Annotated in this window: 18 protein-coding genes; 5 read left to right on the forward strand and 13 right to left on the reverse strand. The window is 45.4% G+C overall.

Going from position 1 to position 17,566, the window contains the following annotated elements:
• The first annotated feature begins 612 nt into the window (after window positions 1-612).
• On the forward strand, window positions 613-1,518 hold the full coding sequence (hetR, locus tag JGK36_RS19495) for a heterocyst differentiation master regulator HetR (protein ID WP_293181922.1): 906 nt from the start codon (window positions 613-615) through the stop codon (window positions 1,516-1,518).
• Between the two features lie 206 nt (window positions 1,519-1,724).
• Here the strand turns inward: hetR and JGK36_RS19500 are convergent, their stop codons facing one another.
• Window positions 1,725-2,618: a TIGR00297 family protein gene (locus tag JGK36_RS19500; protein WP_293181920.1), complete on the reverse strand. Its 894-nt coding sequence runs from the start codon at window positions 2,616-2,618 to the stop codon at window positions 1,725-1,727.
• Window positions 2,619-2,644: 26 nt separating this feature from the next.
• Between JGK36_RS19500 and JGK36_RS19505 the strand changes: the two genes are divergently transcribed.
• Window positions 2,645-3,100, forward strand: a complete 456-nt coding sequence (locus JGK36_RS19505; protein ID WP_293181918.1) for a VOC family protein — start codon at window positions 2,645-2,647, stop codon at window positions 3,098-3,100.
• Here the strand turns inward: JGK36_RS19505 and JGK36_RS19510 are convergent.
• Window positions 3,084-3,725: an alpha/beta fold hydrolase gene (locus tag JGK36_RS19510; RefSeq protein ID WP_293181916.1), complete on the reverse strand. Its 642-nt coding sequence runs from the start codon at window positions 3,723-3,725 to the stop codon at window positions 3,084-3,086. The genes JGK36_RS19505 and JGK36_RS19510 overlap by 17 nt on opposite strands.
• A 315-nt stretch (window positions 3,726-4,040) precedes the next feature.
• On the opposite strand from JGK36_RS19510, the gene JGK36_RS19515 reads away from it, so the two are divergent.
• Entirely contained in the window at window positions 4,041-4,490 is a 450-nt protein-coding gene (locus JGK36_RS19515; RefSeq protein ID WP_293181914.1) for a hypothetical protein, read from the forward strand.
• A 104-nt stretch (window positions 4,491-4,594) separates the two neighbouring features.
• Here the strand turns inward: JGK36_RS19515 and JGK36_RS19520 are convergent, their stop codons facing one another.
• The 8 genes from JGK36_RS19520 to sir all read right to left on the reverse strand — a co-directional run bounded on the left by JGK36_RS19520 (window position 4,595) and on the right by sir (window position 11,684).
• On the reverse strand, window positions 4,595-5,752 hold the full coding sequence (locus JGK36_RS19520) for a tol-pal system YbgF family protein (protein ID WP_293197405.1): 1,158 nt from the start codon (window positions 5,750-5,752) through the stop codon (window positions 4,595-4,597).
• A 191-nt stretch (window positions 5,753-5,943) separates the two neighbouring features.
• Window positions 5,944-6,717 carry a PPC domain-containing protein gene (locus JGK36_RS19525; RefSeq protein WP_293191689.1) on the reverse strand — a complete coding sequence of 258 codons (774 nt, stop codon included), beginning with the start codon at window positions 6,715-6,717 and terminating at the stop codon, window positions 5,944-5,946.
• Window positions 6,718-6,821: 104 nt separating this feature from the next.
• Window positions 6,822-7,262, reverse strand: a complete 441-nt coding sequence (locus JGK36_RS19530; RefSeq protein ID WP_293181908.1) for a hypothetical protein — start codon at window positions 7,260-7,262, stop codon at window positions 6,822-6,824.
• 3 nt (window positions 7,263-7,265) lie between these two features.
• A complete protein-coding gene (locus JGK36_RS19535) occupies window positions 7,266-7,622 on the reverse strand; it encodes a lysozyme inhibitor LprI family protein (protein WP_293181906.1) in 357 nt (118 codons plus the stop codon).
• 117 nt (window positions 7,623-7,739) lie between these two features.
• Window positions 7,740-8,126 carry a type II toxin-antitoxin system PemK/MazF family toxin gene (locus JGK36_RS19540; RefSeq protein WP_293181904.1) on the reverse strand — a complete coding sequence of 129 codons (387 nt, stop codon included), beginning with the start codon at window positions 8,124-8,126 and terminating at the stop codon, window positions 7,740-7,742.
• On the reverse strand, window positions 8,116-8,346 hold the full coding sequence (locus JGK36_RS19545; protein ID WP_293181902.1) for a hypothetical protein: 231 nt from the start codon (window positions 8,344-8,346) through the stop codon (window positions 8,116-8,118). The genes JGK36_RS19540 and JGK36_RS19545 overlap by 11 nt, the downstream gene beginning before the upstream one ends.
• Window positions 8,347-8,405: 59 nt before the next feature.
• The gene (locus JGK36_RS19550; RefSeq protein ID WP_293181901.1) at window positions 8,406-9,242 is read right to left on the reverse strand and encodes a 16S rRNA (uracil(1498)-N(3))-methyltransferase; all 837 of its coding nucleotides are present in this window, start codon (window positions 9,240-9,242) and stop codon (window positions 8,406-8,408) included.
• 450 nt (window positions 9,243-9,692) lie between these two features.
• The gene (gene sir / locus JGK36_RS19555) at window positions 9,693-11,684 is read right to left on the reverse strand and encodes a sulfite reductase, ferredoxin dependent (RefSeq protein WP_293197407.1); all 1,992 of its coding nucleotides are present in this window, start codon (window positions 11,682-11,684) and stop codon (window positions 9,693-9,695) included.
• Between the two features lie 288 nt (window positions 11,685-11,972).
• Here sir and JGK36_RS19560 point away from each other — a divergent pair, with 288 nt between their 5' ends.
• Window positions 11,973-12,221 (forward strand): chlororespiratory reduction protein 7, encoded by a 249-nt coding sequence (locus JGK36_RS19560; protein ID WP_293181897.1) that lies wholly within the window; start codon window positions 11,973-11,975, stop codon window positions 12,219-12,221.
• A 183-nt stretch (window positions 12,222-12,404) separates the two neighbouring features.
• Here the strand turns inward: JGK36_RS19560 and JGK36_RS19565 are convergent, their stop codons facing one another.
• On the reverse strand, window positions 12,405-12,785 hold the full coding sequence (locus tag JGK36_RS19565; protein WP_293153860.1) for a hypothetical protein: 381 nt from the start codon (window positions 12,783-12,785) through the stop codon (window positions 12,405-12,407).
• 168 nt (window positions 12,786-12,953) lie between these two features.
• Window positions 12,954-14,093: a glycosyltransferase family 4 protein gene (locus tag JGK36_RS19570; protein ID WP_293197409.1), complete on the reverse strand. Its 1,140-nt coding sequence runs from the start codon at window positions 14,091-14,093 to the stop codon at window positions 12,954-12,956.
• 609 nt (window positions 14,094-14,702) lie between these two features.
• On the opposite strand from JGK36_RS19570, the gene serS reads away from it, so the two are divergent.
• The gene (serS, locus tag JGK36_RS19575; RefSeq protein ID WP_293181893.1) at window positions 14,703-15,983 is read left to right on the forward strand and encodes a serine--tRNA ligase; all 1,281 of its coding nucleotides are present in this window, start codon (window positions 14,703-14,705) and stop codon (window positions 15,981-15,983) included.
• A 254-nt stretch (window positions 15,984-16,237) separates the two neighbouring features.
• Here the strand turns inward: serS and JGK36_RS19580 are convergent, their stop codons facing one another.
• Entirely contained in the window at window positions 16,238-17,254 is a 1,017-nt protein-coding gene (locus tag JGK36_RS19580; protein ID WP_293197411.1) for a hypothetical protein, read from the reverse strand.
• Window positions 17,255-17,566 lie beyond the last annotated feature (312 nt).

Genomic DNA, 17,566 nt, shown 5'->3' on the forward strand with positions numbered 1-17,566 from the left:
CGATCGCCTTTAAGCTAAGGCCCGAGTGACCTCAGGAAAATTAACCGGCCTGAATCTTAGGGTAGCTGCCAAGCTTTCCGGCGACTGTCGGCTATGCTTGATTCGGCGGTCTCGCAATATTTCTTTTATGGAGGATGAAAAGATGCCTCCAAGTTTTACTATTTCGGAGATTGTCAGTAACTCAGGGAATCAACGCCACTGAGCTTGTAAGAGTAATCGAGCAAGCTGTACTGACGGGCCTCAGACTTTCGAGGTCTACGTTATTTGAGTCAGGACACTCCTTGAATGCGACGCTAGTTTTCCGCTCTGTCGCTTGTAGTTAAACAGTCTTAAAGTCACTCTCGTCAGTGCTGCAAGCCTCACAAGCTCTTATAACATTGACCGACAAGCGAACATTACCCCGCTTTCTTAGGCTCCATCAGGAGCAAACATTATGCGTACAGGGTTGTAAGGTTTGAGGTGGTAATTGTCCCATCGAAAGTACATTACAAAAGTACACCTGATCGAACAACCCCAAGGCGGTAATGGAAAGATTCAAGGCGATTGAAATCGCCTGGTCGTTTTCCTCTCAGGTCTTTCATACTCTGAGTTTCCCACTTACCTAGTGTTTTTATGAAAAATGACTCTTTAGATCTGGTCAAAAGCCTGAGTCCCAGTGCAATGGATCAGATCATGCTATATCTGGCGTTTAGCGCCATGAGAACCAGCGGACACAGGCACGGAGCGTTTTTAGACGCGGCGGCAACGGCAGCTAAGTGTGCCATTTATATGACCTATATGGAGCAGGAAAACAACCTGCGGATGACCGGACACTTGCATCACATTGAGCCTAAACGGGTGAAAGTCATCGTCGAGGAAGTCCGGGAAGCTCTGACTAAGGGAAAATTGCTGAAAATGTTGGGTTCCCAAGAACCTAGATATTTGATTCAGTTTCCTTATGTCTGGCTGGAACAGTATCCTTGGGTTCCGGGACGCCCTCGGATTCCGGGAAACAGCTTGACGGCGGATGAGAAAAAATATCTCGAAGGCAAGATTCCTCCCAATCCACCTGATGCTCAATTGATCAATTCTTTTCAGTTTATGGAGTTGATCGAGTTTCTACATAGACGATCGCAAGAAGAAATGTCAGCAGAAAGGCGAATGCCTTTAAGCGAAGCTCTAGCAGAACACATCAAGCGCCGCTTGATCTATTCCGGAACCGTGACTCGAATTGACTCTCCTTGGGGAATGCCTTTTTATGCCCTCACCCGCGCTACTTACTCTCCCGCAGAACAGGAAGAGCGCACGTTTACGATGGTGGAGGATACGGCTAGATATTTCCGACTGATGAAGGATTGGGCGGAAAAACAACCGAAAGTCATGCGAGTTATGGAAACTTTGGATGTTCCGCCGGAACGCCTAGAACAGGCTGTTGAGGAATTAGATGAAATTATTCGTAATTGGGCCGATCGCTATCACAAGCGGGGCGAACCAACGATGATTGTACAAATGGTTTTTGGGCCAAAAGACGACGATTAGTCAGTTGTCAGTTGTCAGTTGTCAGTTGTCAGTTGTCAGTTGTCAGTTGTCAGTTGTCATTGGTTGATTCCTTGAAACTAATGACTAACGATTAATAACTCATATTTCTGGGCGCAGAAACCGGGTTTTATACGAAAATATTGCGTTAATGCCTTGAATAATCGTGCAAAACCCGGTTTCTTGGGTGAGATTTCGTGCAAGCTGGACTAGGCTAAAAAAGTTCTCCAAGCGGAGGCTAGGACGATCGCTGCGATCGCTCCGATGAGTGTATTGAAAAAATTCACTACCTCGTTCGTGAGCCACTCAAACTTTGATTGCACCGTCGCACCAATCACGCTCTCGATGTTCGTAGCAATAAAAGCTGCAACAACACAAAAGACAATTCCTGTCAAGTCAATTACACCCACAGCCCAACTCACAAGAGCAATCAGGATCGATCCGACAATACCTGCGATCGTTCCTTCCAAACTTACCGCCCCTTCCGTACCCCTAGGTACAGGCTGCAAGGTAGTAATCAAAAACGTATGCTTCCCGTAAGCTTTGCCGATTTCGCTAGCGCAGGTATCGGAAAGTTTGGTGCAGAAACTCGCCGCATAGCCCAGCAACAACAAGGAAATCACATCTTGTGACACAGGCCAAATAGCATCTTGTGGCACAGGCATCTTGCCTGTGTCTCCTAAAATACCGCCTGTGTCTCCTAAAATACCGCCTGTGTCTCCTAAACCTGTGTCTCGGAAAATACATAATGCCAAAACTGCCACAGCACAAATAGCAGCGGTTAAAGCCGAACCCCAGACATTTTCCGGGCCTCGGGCGCCCGATCGCTTTTCGGCAATACCTTCAGCTTCTTTTTGGGCTTTGCCAATGCGGGTAACTCCAGATCCGACCAGAAAGTAGAACATGACCACAGCATAGCCTTGCCATCCCAAACTGCCCCAGATGATAACACCCAGCAGCCAACCGTGGAGTTGTCCAGCCGGAGTAAGCAATTTTTTGGGAGCAAGGGTGGCGATCGCGAGTAAAAATGTATTCAGGGCGATCGCCACCAGCCAAGGATTAGACCAAGACAAATAATTAAAAAAGAATTCTGAGTTTTGCATAGCCTCTAGTAGCGTCTCTTATTGTTATGAACAGTCAAGTCTTATTTCATCTTGCCTTCCCCGTAACCGATATCGATCGAACCAAAGCATTCTATGTCAGCGGGCTCGGCTGCGAATTGGGTCGGGAGTCACCCAGTTCTCTCATTTTAAATCTCTGCGGCCATCAGATTGTCGCCCACGTCACCCACGAACCTCTAACACCCCAGCGCGGCATCTATCCCAGACACTTCGGCTTAGTTTTTACCTCGGAGTCTGACTGGGAAGCGCTGTTAGAAATGGCGCAGCAAAAACAGTTGAATTTTTATCAAGAATCAAGACGGCGGTTTCCAGGTTTGCCCACAGAACACCGCACCTTTTTTCTAGAAGATCCGTTTGGAAATTTGTTGGAATTTAAATATTACTGCGATCCAGAAGCAATTTTCGGTCGCAGCGAATACGCTCAAGTTGGAGATTATGTACTAGGAATCAGAGATTGTTACTAGAGATTGTTTGGGTAAATTTAGAGGGTACAATAGGAGCCTCTAGTTCTCGAACTAATGCGTTAATACTTTGAGAATCTGTCACCATTTGGCGGTGCAGCAAAACGTTGAGTTTAACTTCTTTACCTACTGGCATTTGGGAGCTGTGCGACGGTAAAATCATCACATCAAATGGCGTCCACATTGATGTAAAATTTATGCGTTTGAGCATAGTCGCATCTTGGTTCAAATCGCGCAACAAGCCACTATCGGGGCGCATATCCAGGTATCCTGGTAGGCGCAGGGAATAGGCGGTGAGGGTTCCTTTGTGGGGGGAAGATATGGTTATGAAACGCTGGACTCGGTTAATGCCTCCGAGTCGCTGGACGTAGTAGCGGCTGACGATGCCTCCCATGCTGTAGCCTACTATGTCGATCGCCTGTTCTGGATCGAACGTCTCAGAAATGTAGTCTGCCAGTTGCTTGGCTAGGGAGTCGAGGCCGAGGCTGCCGTCGTTGGGGGTGAGGTTGAGGCTGTGGACACACCATCCAAGTTGGGTGAGGCGGGCGGACATTTTGTCAAAAATAGTCTTTGTGTCCCAGATGCCGTGGATGAGAATGACGGGATTGCGATCGAGCGAACTGTTCATTTGAAAAGAAAATTGCTTGCCGATTACAGCATAAATTACTCCCCTAGGGAGTTTGACCCCGAGTAGGACAGATGGCGAATCGGCTTGAGGTATCGCTGGCCAATAGCAAATCAGTCATAAATTCTGAGATAATCGTAAATAAGTGCAAAGTTAAAACTGGCATTACTGAGTAAAAATTACTAGAAGCTCTGCATTTTTAATCAAAAAATGTAAATTTTGATTAAGAAATATAGACAAAGGTTGCCTTAGCTCGTAATCTAACTTTGTTGACAAACTTGTACAAATTTCTCTAAAAAAACAAAAGGAGTAAGTCTAATGTTTGGTTTTATCAAAAATTTCTTCGGCGGTATTTTCGGCTTTTTCGCTGGACTGTTGGGCTTGAAAAAGTCTGAATATTTCCTAGATTTGGGCGAATCTTCGGATAAAGAACCTGCGAAGGTTGCACCTGCGAAGGCTGAGCCTGTTGCAGCCGCACCGGCAAAAGTTGAGGCTGTCAAGTCTGAGAAGTCTGAACCGGCGAATAAAGCTAAGGTAGAGAAAAAGTCTAAGAAAGAAAAAGAACCAGTCGCTAGCGCTGCTGCTAAGACTTCGGAAGTGCCGAAGGTACCTGCTGCTGCAACTAACGGCAAAGTGTCGAGTCAAGCTGAACCTGTTCTGACTTTTGCTCCTAATAATTTAATGCCGACACCAACTGCAAATCGTCGCACCCCAGGCCCAAGCATGAATAATTTCCGGGAAATGGCTCGTCAGGTGAAAACCAAGTAGGAAATGGAGAATTCGCAATAGGGAATTGGGGATTGGATAATTCCAAATGCTGGGGTTGAAAAATTAAAAATGGGATTCCTCATTTTTAATTTTTAACTCTTTTTTTATTCCCTATTTCCTGGGTGTCTGAGAAAGGCTAATCCGCTGTATAGCTGGAACGCCGAGTCCCAAGGAGTTTCGGATTTGCGCTCTACCTCTACATGAGATTCGATTTTGCTTAACATATGCGTGTAATCGAGAACTGTCTCCGCAAAGGGAGTAAATTCCGACCAAACTGTAACGTCAAGCTGTTGGTCAAATATTTCTAGCAAATGATTCCAGTTAATTCTGGTGGTACTTTGAGGTATTTGTGGGGATTTTTTGACACTAGATTTTTTGTTTTTTGACTGCGGTGAAGCTACGCTAGTTGCTGAACTTTGAGTGAAGTCAACGCCTTGTTTAAATTCGTAACTTTGGTCACAAATTCGCAGAATGCAGTTGCGGCTGGGAATGTGCAAGTCGCAGATTTGAGCGTAATCTTGGGTGATTTCTTTGTGGCGAAATTGCTCGTTTCTGCGGTTGGGCGAGTAGTCCATGATTTCCATGAACATTGGTAATAAGCCTTCTACTCTTTGGCTGACTTCTGACCAGTTAAATTCTATAGCACCGAGCCGATTTAGGTTATCTTTACAAACAACCGCTGGAGAAGAGAGAGACTGGAAGTGTTGGACTCGGAAAATTTGGATGTTTTTAATGTCGGCTAGGGTTGCCCAAAATACGGGAATTCCGGCGTTGAGAAGTTCTTGGCCGTAAATTCTGAGTTCGGCAATGGGGCCGGTTTTGTAGAGTCTCCAGCCGCGGCTTTGGATTTGCATCCGGGTTGTGTACGCGTCGATTTTGAAGATTCTGCTGATATTTTGTACGGCTGCGGGTTTGTCTTCGGGACTCACTGGTTCGAGGATGAGGAGTCCGGGTTCTAGGCTGCTGGGGTCGTTTTTGGCAGTTTCGATGGCTTGTTGGCGGAGGTTTTGTTGTGCCGTTTCAATGCGTTGAATGCCTTGGCGGGCCTGGGAAACGATTTTGGGGTTGGTGATGTCGCGGAGTATTTGTTTGTAGGTGGTTTGGGCTTTGTCGGGGTTGTTGGTGAGTTCGTAGTAACGACCGATGTAGTATTGTACCCAGGGATTTTCGGGGGATTCTGTTTGCAGTTGTTTGATGAGTTGGGCGGCTTGTTTGTAGTCTTGGCTTTCGAGGGCGGTGGCTATTTGGTGGATGTCTGTCATGGCGGTTGGGGGAATGGGTGTGTTTCTATCTTGGCTGATGTTTGGTTGGTTTTGCCAGTGATTAACAAGTTTTGCTTTGATGTTTGTGGGTAATTTTCGGCTGTTTGCAAGGATAAGATTTAGATTTTATAACCGCGGATGAACGCGGATGTGTCCTGAGAAGTGCTATATAATATTTGGGCTGGTGTTTGTTAAAGTTGATTGGAATTAATGCTGAGGGTGTATGAACCTTTGCTGGTGCGATCGAGTCCTTGAACAACTATTTTGTAAGTGCCGTTACTGGGCAATTTTACGGTTATTTGGGATTCTCTCTTGTTGACGCGAACTGCTTTGATATCTACAATTTTATTGTCACTGGGTGCGATGAGGGTGATGAAGTGCTCGAAGGATCTGCTTTTGAGGTCGATGGTGATGGATTGATTTGCATTTCCTTGGAAGCTGTGTTCGCGGTAGAAGCTGCCGTTGGGAAGGCTGGGGTCGCCGTCTTTGAGGGTTCCGCGTTGCTGTAGGAGGGAAAGGGAGGTGAGTTTTGGTCGATCGACATTTTTGAAATCTAGGCCATAATTTGTCATGGGTGTGTCAAGACCATTTCCTTCTCTGACTGTGACGATAAAGGCAGTTTGGTTTTTGGTATCTCGGACTATTTTATCAATAAAATTGGCTTGTATTTTGGGTTGATTTAAATGTTTTGGTTGGTCAAAATTGGGTTTTGATATACACAGAACCACGCCTCCATCTTGATAGCGGGCGCTGTAGAACCAATATTTTTGACCGTTAGTTGTGAATTCGTTTCTGAAGAAGATAGTGTATCTTTCAAGTTGCGGTAGTTGTTGGTTGGGGCGACAATTTTTATCGATGTTGATTTCGGTGGTTGATGGCTGTCGCTGGGCGAAAACTGCTGGGATGCTGGCGGTGGCTAAGACTGCTGAGATAATGGCGGTGATTGTGGGCGATCGCATTTTCATGAATTATACTCCCGTTTTTTGATTTTCTTTGAACCGTAGATGCACGCAAGTTAACGCAGATGTCGGAAAATTAATCTTTGTTACGATCGAGGTTTTGTTGGATTCTAAATTTTCTTATTTTTCTCGAATAACTTGATACATTCTGTCAGCCTTTGTCTGCCATTTACCTGAGTGTCTGAACCATTGAGTCTCTGAAAACTATTTAAATCTATAGATTTAATCTGATAAAGTTTATGTCCTGCGGGGCCGTCCGTGAACTCAATCACGGTGGGATGGATCATAGTGTTTTTATTGACATTACCTCGAAAACAGTAACGATAACTTGTATTTCTTTGGTAGCCAAATCCTGTGACAGTCTTCTTGGATTTCCTTAAGAATATGTACTCTTTACCGGGCTGATTTGTTTTGCTTGTTTGTCCGTAAAAGTAGTCGCCATTGGGGATGCTTTGAATGGTCGGTGTGGATTGTGCTAAGATTGGGAGGGAAGCTACACTAAAAATTAGTAAGTTGATTGTGAAGCTTAAGGGCGATCGCATTTTCATCATTGTTTATCTCTGTAAATATTTCTCTAATTCGGCTGTGCGCTGTTTAGTAGCTCGTTCCAAACACTCATTCAGAAAGCCTTGAAACCCGCTACCACCGCGATTTCTATACACTTCAAATTCGCAGCTATTATCTCGCACTTTGATCCAGCCTAACTGAGCTTCCGCAAGTAGGGCTTTCTCTTCCTTGCTCAATTTAGCAGCCAGTTGCTTGTAAACCTCGTTCAGCCGTTTATCCGAGGCTTCGTACCTTAACCTAATACAAGATCTGACTTGTGCATCTCCTTGGGGGCGATCGCAATTAATCTGTTGAGCGATCGCAGAGTGCTCAGATTGTGCGAAAACTGATGTTGTAGCTAACATTGTCAAAAGCGCGATTGACCAAAAGAGCGATCGGCTTTTCCTTAAATTTCTTTTCATTGCCCTTAAACACCTATTTTACGAATTCTCTTAACACAAGACAGATTTGATATAATAAATTTAAAACTTTTTTTGATATTTGGCTGTTCGCCCTGTCGATGGGATTGCCAAAGTATATTTGATAGCTGCATCTACTCTCGCCATATTTGACCAAGTACCAATTTTGCGATCGATTTCAACTTCTAGAAGCGTCACCAGATTGTCTGTCATGATTACGGAATCAGCTAACAATCGTGTTTGCTGGCCCTCCGGTGTTGCTAGGGAAACAAAAACCCGGCTTGGGTGTCCTGCGCGGGCTAAATTGCTAGTAATCATCGCTGTAATAGTTTGTCCTAAACCAGTGCCCAGATTGTCCGCTTGAACTATCAAAACTGGACGGCGTTTCGCAGTCCGCAAATCAGCGTTGGGAAACAAAGCCAGCACTACATCACCTCGCCTATAAAGCATCGTAAGCATCCATTTCAGGTCGTTCCCAATCCTCTGCAAACCTGCTCAACCTTACCCGTAAATCTCCTGCTTGTTGCCGATCGATACCGAGAGATTGCAGCTCTACTAATCCTGATTCTGCCAGAAAAGTAACGATAACTTTCCCTTCAGTTAAGTCGCCCGGAGTTTCTAATAACACAACTTTGCCGTCTCGATATATACCCTTTACTGATTTTAACATTTTAGTTTTATGCCTAATGACTCATTGACATTTTAGCTTCGTTTACCATATCTAGCACTTCAGGGAGATATTTTTTGGGATGGGTACTTTTCAAAAGCGGCTCCTACCAAGGATAAAGCCACCATTGGTGCTGTTACCGCCCTCAAGATTCTCCTACCCAAAGAAACAGGTTCAAAACCAAACTCGATCGCCCTTTCCACTTCTCCATCAGTCCAGCCGCCCTCCGGGCCAATAGCAATCGCGATCGATAATTCTCCCCGATAATCTTGCTCCCCCCTTATTAAGGGGGGCTGGGGGGGATCTTCCCCATCTTGCTCCCCCCTTAGCAAGGGGGGCTGGGGGGGTTCTAAACCAATCAAACAATCCCACAAATGTCGATTATCCCCGCGAGCCACACAAATAAATCGATGTTTTTGACAGCAATCTTTTACCGCCAAATCAAAGGAAAGAGGCTCATAAACCGTCGGCACAATTTGACGTTCCGACTGTTCCGCCGCCTCCGCAGCAATTCTTCTCCAGCGATCGACCTTTTGAGCGCTTGGTTTGAGCAAAGTGCGATCGCTCGTTACGGGCACAATACTTGCCACGCCCAACTCCGTCGCCTGCCGAACAACCTCGTCAAAGGCGTTTCCTTTGGGCAAAGCGGCGATCAAAGTTACTGCGACCGGAAGCTCCCTGTTAACGGCAATCTCCTCTTTTATCGAGGCAAATAACCCGGTTTCCTGGGCTTTTAGAATTGCTGACCACCAATGTCCTCGGCCGTCCATTGCTATAAATCGATCGCCCGCTTGCAACCGCAACACGCGATTTAAATAATGCTGTTGTTCTTTTGTTAAGTCGATTTTGTTAGCACTAATTTGGGCTGCGGTAACTGCTAATCTTTGTAATTGAGCCATGAGATTTTGGATTGCTCGCTTTGTATTAGATTTTTTTATTTAACCGCAGAGGCCGCAGAGAACACAGAGGAAGAGAGGAAGAGAAGAGATATAGGACTTCTCAGAAAGATGAGGTATTACTGTAATTGGAGTTTTTGATGCGATCTCGCTTACTATATAATCACCATAAGAGGGCTGAAGCCCAACAACATACCTCACCTATCTGAGAAGGGCTATAGACTATTTACCCGACTTATTTCTTAGTCGGCGGAGGCCGACATTGTTTGTATAGAAGCGATTTCAATCGCCGTTTTTATCTAAAAAAAAACTGTTCAGAAACAATAAAGGCAAAGCATTTACAACCGGAATTATTTGACAAATTCAAGGTTTTTTCTGCAAATGCTCTGCCCTTATGTTACTTTGGTCTGAACTTTATCTGATGCGATCGAAAATTGACAATCGAAAATCGGCTTATCCTTCCTCCTTAATCTTCTTCAAATAAGTGGAAATTGCCTCTGTAGCTAGCTGCGTGATAGGCTTGCCCTGACGGGCTGCTTCTTCCTTGAGCTCGTTGTAGATTTCATCGCGGACGCTGATTCGACGGCGGACTTTACCACCGCCAGCAGTGGCAGTCTCGTTTTCATCGCCGTTACTAGACGTAACATCTAAATCATTAATCTCAGTTGTCATCGAGTCAGCAGATTGGTGATTGGTTACAAATTGACGGATAGATTCTAACCCAACGCGATCGCAAAAATCGCCAAAACTCTCGCTTTGTTGCCGTTTTTGCTTGAAATAAACAAAAATTGGCTCGAAAAAAGCTTCAAAATCATTGACGTGCAGCTTTTCCTCAATGGGTTTTGCCAGCCGGGTTTGTGAGGGAGAACCGCCCAGCCAAATCTGGTAAGATTCCGGGAAACTCCCAACAAATCCCAATTCTGCCATATAAGGGCGAGCGCATCCATTGGGGCAGCCAGTCATCCGCACTACAAAATGCTCGTCTGGTAAGCCAACTTTGGTCAAAATCGCCCGAATCCGCTCTAAAATGCCGGGAATCGCGCGCTCGGACTCGGTAATCGCTAGCCCGCACGTGGGAAATGCCGGACAAGCCATAGAATAACGTACTAAGGGGTCGATCGCAGTTTCCGCTTGAATGCCGCGGCGATCGAGTATTCCCTGAATTTCTGATTTGATATCCGGCGAAATATCGTAAATCGTCACGTTTTGGTGCGGTGTCACCAGCAGAGGCAAATTGTACTTCTGCACGATTTCCCGCAAAGCCGTTTTTAGCTGAAACGAGCCTTCATCCTTAATCCGACCGTTTTCTACGGAAATGCCGACAAACAGTTTGCCGTCGCCTTGTTCGTGCCAGCCCAAGAAATCCAAATACTTCCACTCAGGCAGAGGTTTAAACGCTTCTAGCGGTTTGCCAAAATATTCGGCTACTTTTTCTTGGAACCACTTGACGCCTTTGTCGTTAATCAGGTACTTGAGTCGGGCGTGTCGTCTGTCTGTGCGATCGCCAAAATCTCTTTGGGTTGCTACAATTGCCTTGACCAAGTTGTAAACATCATCCTTGGCAACATAGCAAATCTCGTCCGCAACGCGAGCAAAAGTTTCTTCTTTATTGTGAGTGCGGCCCAAACCGCCGCCGGCAAACACGTCAAAACCTTGCAACTCGCCAGCTTCATTGGTAATTACCACCAAGCTCAAATCCTGAGAGTACAAGTCTATTGAATTGTCTCCCGGTACAGTAACAGAACACTTGAACTTGCGCGGCATATAATGCTCGCCGTAAATCGGCTCTTCCTTGTCGTCGCTAAAGATTGTGCCGTTCGCGTTTTGCTGTCTGGCGGCCTTAACTGCGGGGTCTTCCTCAGCGGAAATAGCCTTTTCGCCATTGAGCCAAATTTCGTAATAAGCACCGGTTTGCGGTGTCAGCAAATCGGCGACATTGTTGGCGTATTGCAAAGCATACTGGTATTCTGGGCGATTTTTGTAAGGTGCTGGCGGTGCCATGACGTTGCGGTTCAAGTCGCCGCAAGCTCCCAAGGTTGACCCCATATTTTTAATAATTGAGGAAAACACTGCTTTAAGATTTTTTTTCAGCACGCCGTGAATTTGGAAACCTTGGCGGGTTGTGACGCGCAGCGTGTGGTTGCCGTATTCTTCTGATAGCTTGTCTAACGCCAAGAAGAGCTGGGGTGGAACTAACCCGCCGGGATTGCGGGTACGGAGCATGAACTGATAGTCTTTTTCTTGTCCTTTAACTCGATTGTCGCGGTTGTCTTGTTGGTACGAGCCGTGAAATTTGAGAATCTGAATCCCGTCTTCGGTGAAGTGGGTTGTTTCTTGTAACAGTTCAGTCGCAACGGGTTCTCGTAAATAGTTGCTGCGTTCTTTCAAACCTTCTGATTTCGAGGGCTTGCGCGCCGTAGGGGTTGAAGTGGTGGATGTGATCATGGGAATGTATAGTGCCAGTTATAATTAGATAAAGGTCGATCGAATATTTCTTGACAATTGGACAGTTGACAAATTTGCACTTGACAAATTTCCTCAGAAATGCTGTGGCGGATCTGTTGACAACCCGGTTAAGAACTAAGTTAATAACGGTAATCCGGTAGGAATTCTGATGTTGTTCTATTTTAACACGTTCGAGCCCGGGCCCCAGAAATTGTAATTAAGAGTTTATACTTTGGCTAGCTTAACTGCTGGAAACTTTAGAAATAATTAACCTCAACCTTTAAAACTATGTCACTGTATGACGAAGACACCTTTGTGGTATTAGAAACAAACCAGCCGGAGCAGTTTTTGACGGCGGTGGAACTATTAGAAAAGCTGAAAGCGGTCTTATCCCAGGAACACGAAGATTTGCCGGCTGATGTGGTAAAATTTCCTTCGGTGGAAGCTCAAGCTAAGTATTTAATTGATACTTATTGTGAATTAGATGTCGGGCCTGGAAAGTTTTTGCAGTGGTATGCAGTGCGATTGGAAAAATAATTTTGGGAATCGGGCATTGGGCATTGGGCATTGGGCATTGGGCATTGGGCATCAAGAATTGGTTATTACAACCAACAAGTAACAAATAACAAATAACAAGTAACAAGTAACAACAAACAAAAATAACCAACAACTAACTCATGCCCTATGCCCTATGCTCCATGCCCCATGCCCAATTCCCAATTAATCTTCTAACTGTTGAACAGATGATACTTCAACGGCGGTAACATCGATCGTACCGGGCGGAGTCAAACGGCTAAAATGACCTTCCTCTATTTTCAAAGGTTCGCCACAATTAGCACACTGAAACTGAGTTTGATTTAAAGCTGTGAATTCGTACTGACAAACAGGACACTTGTCTTCAATTAAATTGCGTTTCAGCCACCACTGAAGCGCGAAAAATCCTACCACAGGTGTCAGCAGCAACAAACCTACTACAATCAAAAATGATTTAACTACCCAACCCAAACCAATTGACACCAACACGCAGGCGATGCCCAGCAATATCAGCCAATTGCTAATACGGGGTAGGTTTAAAGAGATTTTGGGGGTGCCTTGGTTCACGGTGGTCTCCTTTGGTGTCTTTTCAGGTAGGCATAACTCTATCAGTTGACAGTTGACAGTTGACAGTTGACAGTTACTGTACGGGAATCAAATTGTACTAATAAATTTAGATAGTGTTTGAGCTAATTTTCCTATTATACATTGAGAAACTGCCCTCTACGTCATAAATTAATCTGGGCGATCTATCTGAAAAATCCCAATTAGAGATTGACAAAGGGATTGAAAACTGAACGCTGCGAGGGTTTGTTCCCTCAACCAATGCCGATCGCACTTTTTATCTTTTCCTCGCAGCATTTCCACACAAGCAACCGCTACTGCTGCCGGATCTCGGTGAGGAACTCGCCATCCCAGTTTACCATCTTGCAGCGGATCGGCAGATCCGTCCGCGTCCCCGGCGAGCACTGGTATTCCGCAAGCTAAAGCTTCCAAATACACTATACCGAAGCCTTCCTGGGAGGGCATTACATAAGCATCGGCTAACTGATAATGTGCTGCTAAATCTGCTGTCGGTACAAAACCCGCAAATATAACTCTTTCGGCAACTCCCAAATCGGTGGCGAGTTTTGCTAATCTAGGGCGATCGTCCCCGCGTCCAATAACCAAGTATTTCACATTGGGAAAACTTTTGGCAATTTCCGGCAAAGCTTGAATTGTGACATCGACGCCTTTGTAACTATCGGTCGATCGCAATCGGGCTACAGTCATCAATATTTTAGCACCAGTCAGATCGTACTTTTCTAATAAATGCAGCGGTTTGGGACCGATAGTAAATAGTTTTTCATCTACAGTACAAGGCACTATTTGGAATTTCTCGGGATTTAAGTTGTTGAGTTCGCAAGTGCGATCGCGCGTGTACCTGCTAATCGTCCAAATGCGATCGGCTTGTCTCATTGCTATTTGATATTTTAGCGGAAGTGTTTCCCAAACTTCCTTGCCGTAAGTTAAAATCGTGTAGGGAATTCCCAGCGGCTGGCATAATGTTTTAATGAGCGGTGCAAGTTTGATGTGACCGCAGAAAACCCGTTGAGGTCGTTTTTGCACCAAGCAGGTTAGCAATTTGGTGGCAAACTTAAAACGGCCAAGCCAAGCGGGATCAGTTTTTAGGTAAGAGAATTTGAGATTTTTGGACTCGAAGGGATTGTGACAATCTGGCCCATCTCGCAACAGCAAAATTTCTGCTTGTGGCGGAAGGTTGTTGGCTGCGGTTAGTGACAAATAAGCTTTCAGGATGTCTTGAATGTAGGATTGAATCCCGCCTTCGCTGGAAAATATTTCTAGGAAACAGAATAGGTGATTTGTCGATCGCATTTTTATTTAGATTTGATAGATAAGAAGACACGGCGGTTGAAACCGCGTCTATACAAGCGAAACCCGCCTCCGCGGGTTGAAGATAAAAGACACGGCGGTTGAAACCGCGCCTATACAAGCGAAACCCGCCTCCGCGGGTTGAAGATAAAAGACACAGCGATTGAAATTACGTTATTCTCTTTAGTCGGCGTCCGGCGGACATCGTTTGTTTGGCGTGCGGTTTCAACCGTACGTCCTATCTTAACTTTCATCTGGGCCCTAACTTTCATGTCGCCCAAAAAACAAAAAGCCCCTAAACATCGCTGGTTAGGGGAGAAAATTATCAGGGTGCATCTACTAATGTGGTTAGTATAGCATCCTTTTGTGGGGTGTCACCCATCATGGGTGACACCAACGCAGTTTTTTCGATGAGAATAAATTATATTTGAGGTGCTAAATGATTGCCAAAGCTTGTATGTCCGATCGCATTGTCGCTGTTAACCTAAGATAGGACAGACGCAAAAATCCTCAGAAAGCCTGTAGATTCGTAGATTTATGCTCGCGAAAGCCGATATTTTTCCAGAAATCGGGTTGGCGATCGGCAAGTCCTATATTATTTAAAATAAATCCGTGCTAGACCTCAAATTAATCCGAGAAAATCCGCAAGCCGTACAAGAGGGCCTCAACACTCGCGGAGGCAATCACGAAATCGAGCCAATTCTGCAACTAGACAAACAGCAGCGGGAGTTGGAAGGTAAGCGATCGCAACTGCAAGCCCGCAGCAACGAAATAGCCAAACTCATCGGGCAAAAAAGAAAATCGGGTTTACCCCTCGAATCTCCCGAAATTCAGACTCTGCAAGCCGAAGGTAACGAAGTCGGCACGCAGTCGAACGAATTGCAAGCACAGGAAAAAGACTTAAAAGCTCAAATAGAAGCTCTATTGTTACCATTGCCGAACTTGCCCGGTAAGTCAACTCCGTTAGGCAAAAATGAAGATGAAAACATCGAAATCCGGCGCTGGGGAGACGAATACATTCCCCAAAATCCCGAGATTTTGCCCCACTGGGAAATCGGCGAAAAATTAGGAATTATCAACTTTGAACGGGCAGTAAAAATCGCTAGTCCCCGCTTTGTCACGTTAGTTGGCGCAGGTGCAGCCCTGGAAAGAGCGATTATTCAATTCATGCTCGATCGCCATACCAAAGCTGGTTATATAGAAGTAATTCCCCCACTTTTAGTTAATACCGAATCCCTCACTGCTACAGGTCAATTGCCGAAATTTGCTGAAGAAAGTTTTAAGTGCGATCAAGACGATTTATGGTTAATTCCTACTTCTGAAGTTCCGGTGGTGAATTTGTACCGAGGTGAAATCTTGACAGCAGAACAGTTGCCAGTTTATCACTGTTCTTTCACTCCTTGTTTTCGCCGGGAAGCGGGAAGTTACGGCAAAGATACGCGGGGATTGATTCGGTTGCACCAATTTAATAAGGTGGAATTGGTAAAACTGGTGCATCCGAGTACCTCTGAAGCCGAGCACGAAAAGCTCGTGCAGGATGCTGAGGGTGTTTTGCAGGCGCTGAAATTGCCTTATCGGGCGATCGAGCTTTGTACCGGCGACTTAGGTTTCGCGGCGGCAAAAACCTACGATTTAGAGGTGTGGCTGCCTTCTGCGGGCAAATACCGCGAGATTTCGAGTTGTTCCAATGTCGCAGATTTTCAAGCGCGGCGGGCAAATATTCGGTTTAAAGAAGCGGGGAAAAAAGGTACTCAATTCGTGCACGCGCTTAACGGTTCCGGTTTAGCTGTGGGGCGGACAATGGCGGCTATTTTGGAGAATTACCAGCAGCCGGATGGGACGGTAAAAGTGCCGGAAGTTCTCCAATCTTATCTCGGTCGCGAGGTTTTGTAAACTACGAAGACACGGCGGTTGAAACCGCGTCTATACAGACAAAACCCGCCTCCGCGGGTTGAAGACAAAGGCGGTTGCGAGGTATTGTAAACTACGAAGACACGGCGGTTGAAACCGCGTCTATACAGACAAAACCCGCCTCCGCGGGTTGAAGGCAAAGGCGGTTGAAATTAGGCGATCTTCTTGAGTCCGCGGAGGCGGACATTGTTTGTGTAGGCGCGGTTTCAACCGCCGACTCAAACGGGGTTTCTGACTTACAAATTTTTTAGTGCTTCCTTGATATCCAGCGCCAAAAATCTATCCAACGCTAAATACATCCAATAAAGAGATAACTGAGCATCACTGTTAGTCTTTTGAAACCCCAAAGCATAGGACATTTTTTCATAGCTGGGGTGAATAATTAACGTGTACAAGTCGCAAAGATTGGGAAAATCTGTTTGGATTTCTACTAAAATTTTTTGTACATCCTCAATCAAAGTAATTCGGTATTCTTCTAAATATTTCGGATCGATTACCCAACAGCGGACAAACACTGACTGGCAATTCCGATCTCCTGGTAGCGCCATCTTGAAAGGATCGATATCAGAAACAGAACTTAAATGCAGGCTTTTGCTGGGAGCACTAAAAAAATTAACATCCGATTCGCTAGCGGTGGGATAAAGTAAATAAAATCCGACTGGATTGAGATTGTCACAGCGACGCAAAACTCGCATTCCTTTTGAATATTGAGCAGCCGAAAGCCGAATAACTTTAGCAATCTTTTGGGGAACTGCGTTGGTGCTGCGGTTCATCCAGTTATAATAGCTTGCTAGTAAATTTGCTACCGGAATTGCATCGCACCGAGGGTTAAAATCATCTAATTTGAGTTTGACTGAATTTTCGGGCTTCGGCGGATCTAAAATTTCTGGGATGGGTTGAATTTTAATTTCTGTAGCGTTTCCGTCAAAGTGTTTTTCGATCAATCCGAGTGCTTCTAGTTTATCTAACATCATTCCGGCGGCGCGATCGCTCCCGCGATCGGAATCCGAGTAAAATAGTTCTGCTGCTTCCCGGTGAGTGCACTGCACTTCTGTGGCTGGTAATTCCAGTTTAGTCAGCGGCGGTTTGACGCGGGGCTGGCTTTCCTGAAGCTGTTTCACTGATAAGTAAATCCAAAGCCTGACAAAGCATTCAGCCCTAGTGCGAGTGACGCCTACTCGTTTCATCAACAGGGAAACAGCGGCGCGGCGCTGAGATTGAGAATACCAACTATCTAGTTTTGCAATATCCATTTCAGTCGGGAAGCAGGGAAGGAACTCTAGTTATATTTTGGCTTAATTTTACAAAAAACTTCACCCCGCTTCATGTTACTTGTTGCCGCTGTTGCTGAACTTGTCTGATTTCCCCTGACTCTACAATACAACTGGTTGCTCCTTGCAGGTTCAGTGCTTCACAAAGCACAATCAATTTTAGATATTTTCAGGCTTGATTTAAGTATGTCGTTGAACAGTTGACAGTTGACAGTTGACAGTTGACAGTTTGAGAGCGGCCTCTACCCTTAAGTCCGAGGATTGGAGTAATGAATAGTCTGATTTTAATTTCTC

Source organism: Microcoleus sp. PH2017_35_SFW_U_B, from assembly GCF_020737865.1.
Lineage (GTDB): Bacteria > Cyanobacteriota > Cyanobacteriia > Cyanobacteriales > Microcoleaceae > Microcoleus.

Bases quoted from the DNA above. Each gene is read 5' to 3' on its own strand.
- sir (WP_293197407.1), bottom strand. From the start codon at position 11,684: ATGATCACATCCACCACTTCAACCCCTACGGCGCGCAAGCCCTCGAAA.
- JGK36_RS19550 (WP_293181901.1), bottom strand. From the start codon at position 9,242: ATGGCTCAATTACAAAGATTAGCAGTTACCGCAGCCCAAATTAGTGCT.
- JGK36_RS19515 (WP_293181914.1), top strand. From the start codon at position 4,041: ATGTTTGGTTTTATCAAAAATTTCTTCGGCGGTATTTTCGGCTTTTTC.
- JGK36_RS19560 (WP_293181897.1), top strand. From the start codon at position 11,973: ATGTCACTGTATGACGAAGACACCTTTGTGGTATTAGAAACAAACCAG.
- JGK36_RS19520 (WP_293197405.1), bottom strand. From the start codon at position 5,752: ATGACAGACATCCACCAAATAGCCACCGCCCTCGAAAGCCAAGACTAC.
- JGK36_RS19530 (WP_293181908.1), bottom strand. From the start codon at position 7,262: ATGATGAAAATGCGATCGCCCTTAAGCTTCACAATCAACTTACTAATT.
- hetR (WP_293181922.1), top strand. From the start codon at position 613: ATGAAAAATGACTCTTTAGATCTGGTCAAAAGCCTGAGTCCCAGTGCA.
- JGK36_RS19535 (WP_293181906.1), bottom strand. From the start codon at position 7,622: ATGTTAGCTACAACATCAGTTTTCGCACAATCTGAGCACTCTGCGATC.
- JGK36_RS19525 (WP_293191689.1), bottom strand. From the start codon at position 6,717: ATGAAAATGCGATCGCCCACAATCACCGCCATTATCTCAGCAGTCTTA.
- JGK36_RS19540 (WP_293181904.1), bottom strand. From the start codon at position 8,126: ATGCTTTATAGGCGAGGTGATGTAGTGCTGGCTTTGTTTCCCAACGCT.
- JGK36_RS19545 (WP_293181902.1), bottom strand. From the start codon at position 8,346: ATGTTAAAATCAGTAAAGGGTATATATCGAGACGGCAAAGTTGTGTTA.
- JGK36_RS19570 (WP_293197409.1), bottom strand. From the start codon at position 14,093: ATGCGATCGACAAATCACCTATTCTGTTTCCTAGAAATATTTTCCAGC.
- JGK36_RS19505 (WP_293181918.1), top strand. From the start codon at position 2,645: ATGAACAGTCAAGTCTTATTTCATCTTGCCTTCCCCGTAACCGATATC.
- JGK36_RS19500 (WP_293181920.1), bottom strand. From the start codon at position 2,618: ATGCAAAACTCAGAATTCTTTTTTAATTATTTGTCTTGGTCTAATCCT.
- JGK36_RS19510 (WP_293181916.1), bottom strand. From the start codon at position 3,725: ATGAACAGTTCGCTCGATCGCAATCCCGTCATTCTCATCCACGGCATC.
- JGK36_RS19580 (WP_293197411.1), bottom strand. From the start codon at position 17,254: ATGGATATTGCAAAACTAGATAGTTGGTATTCTCAATCTCAGCGCCGC.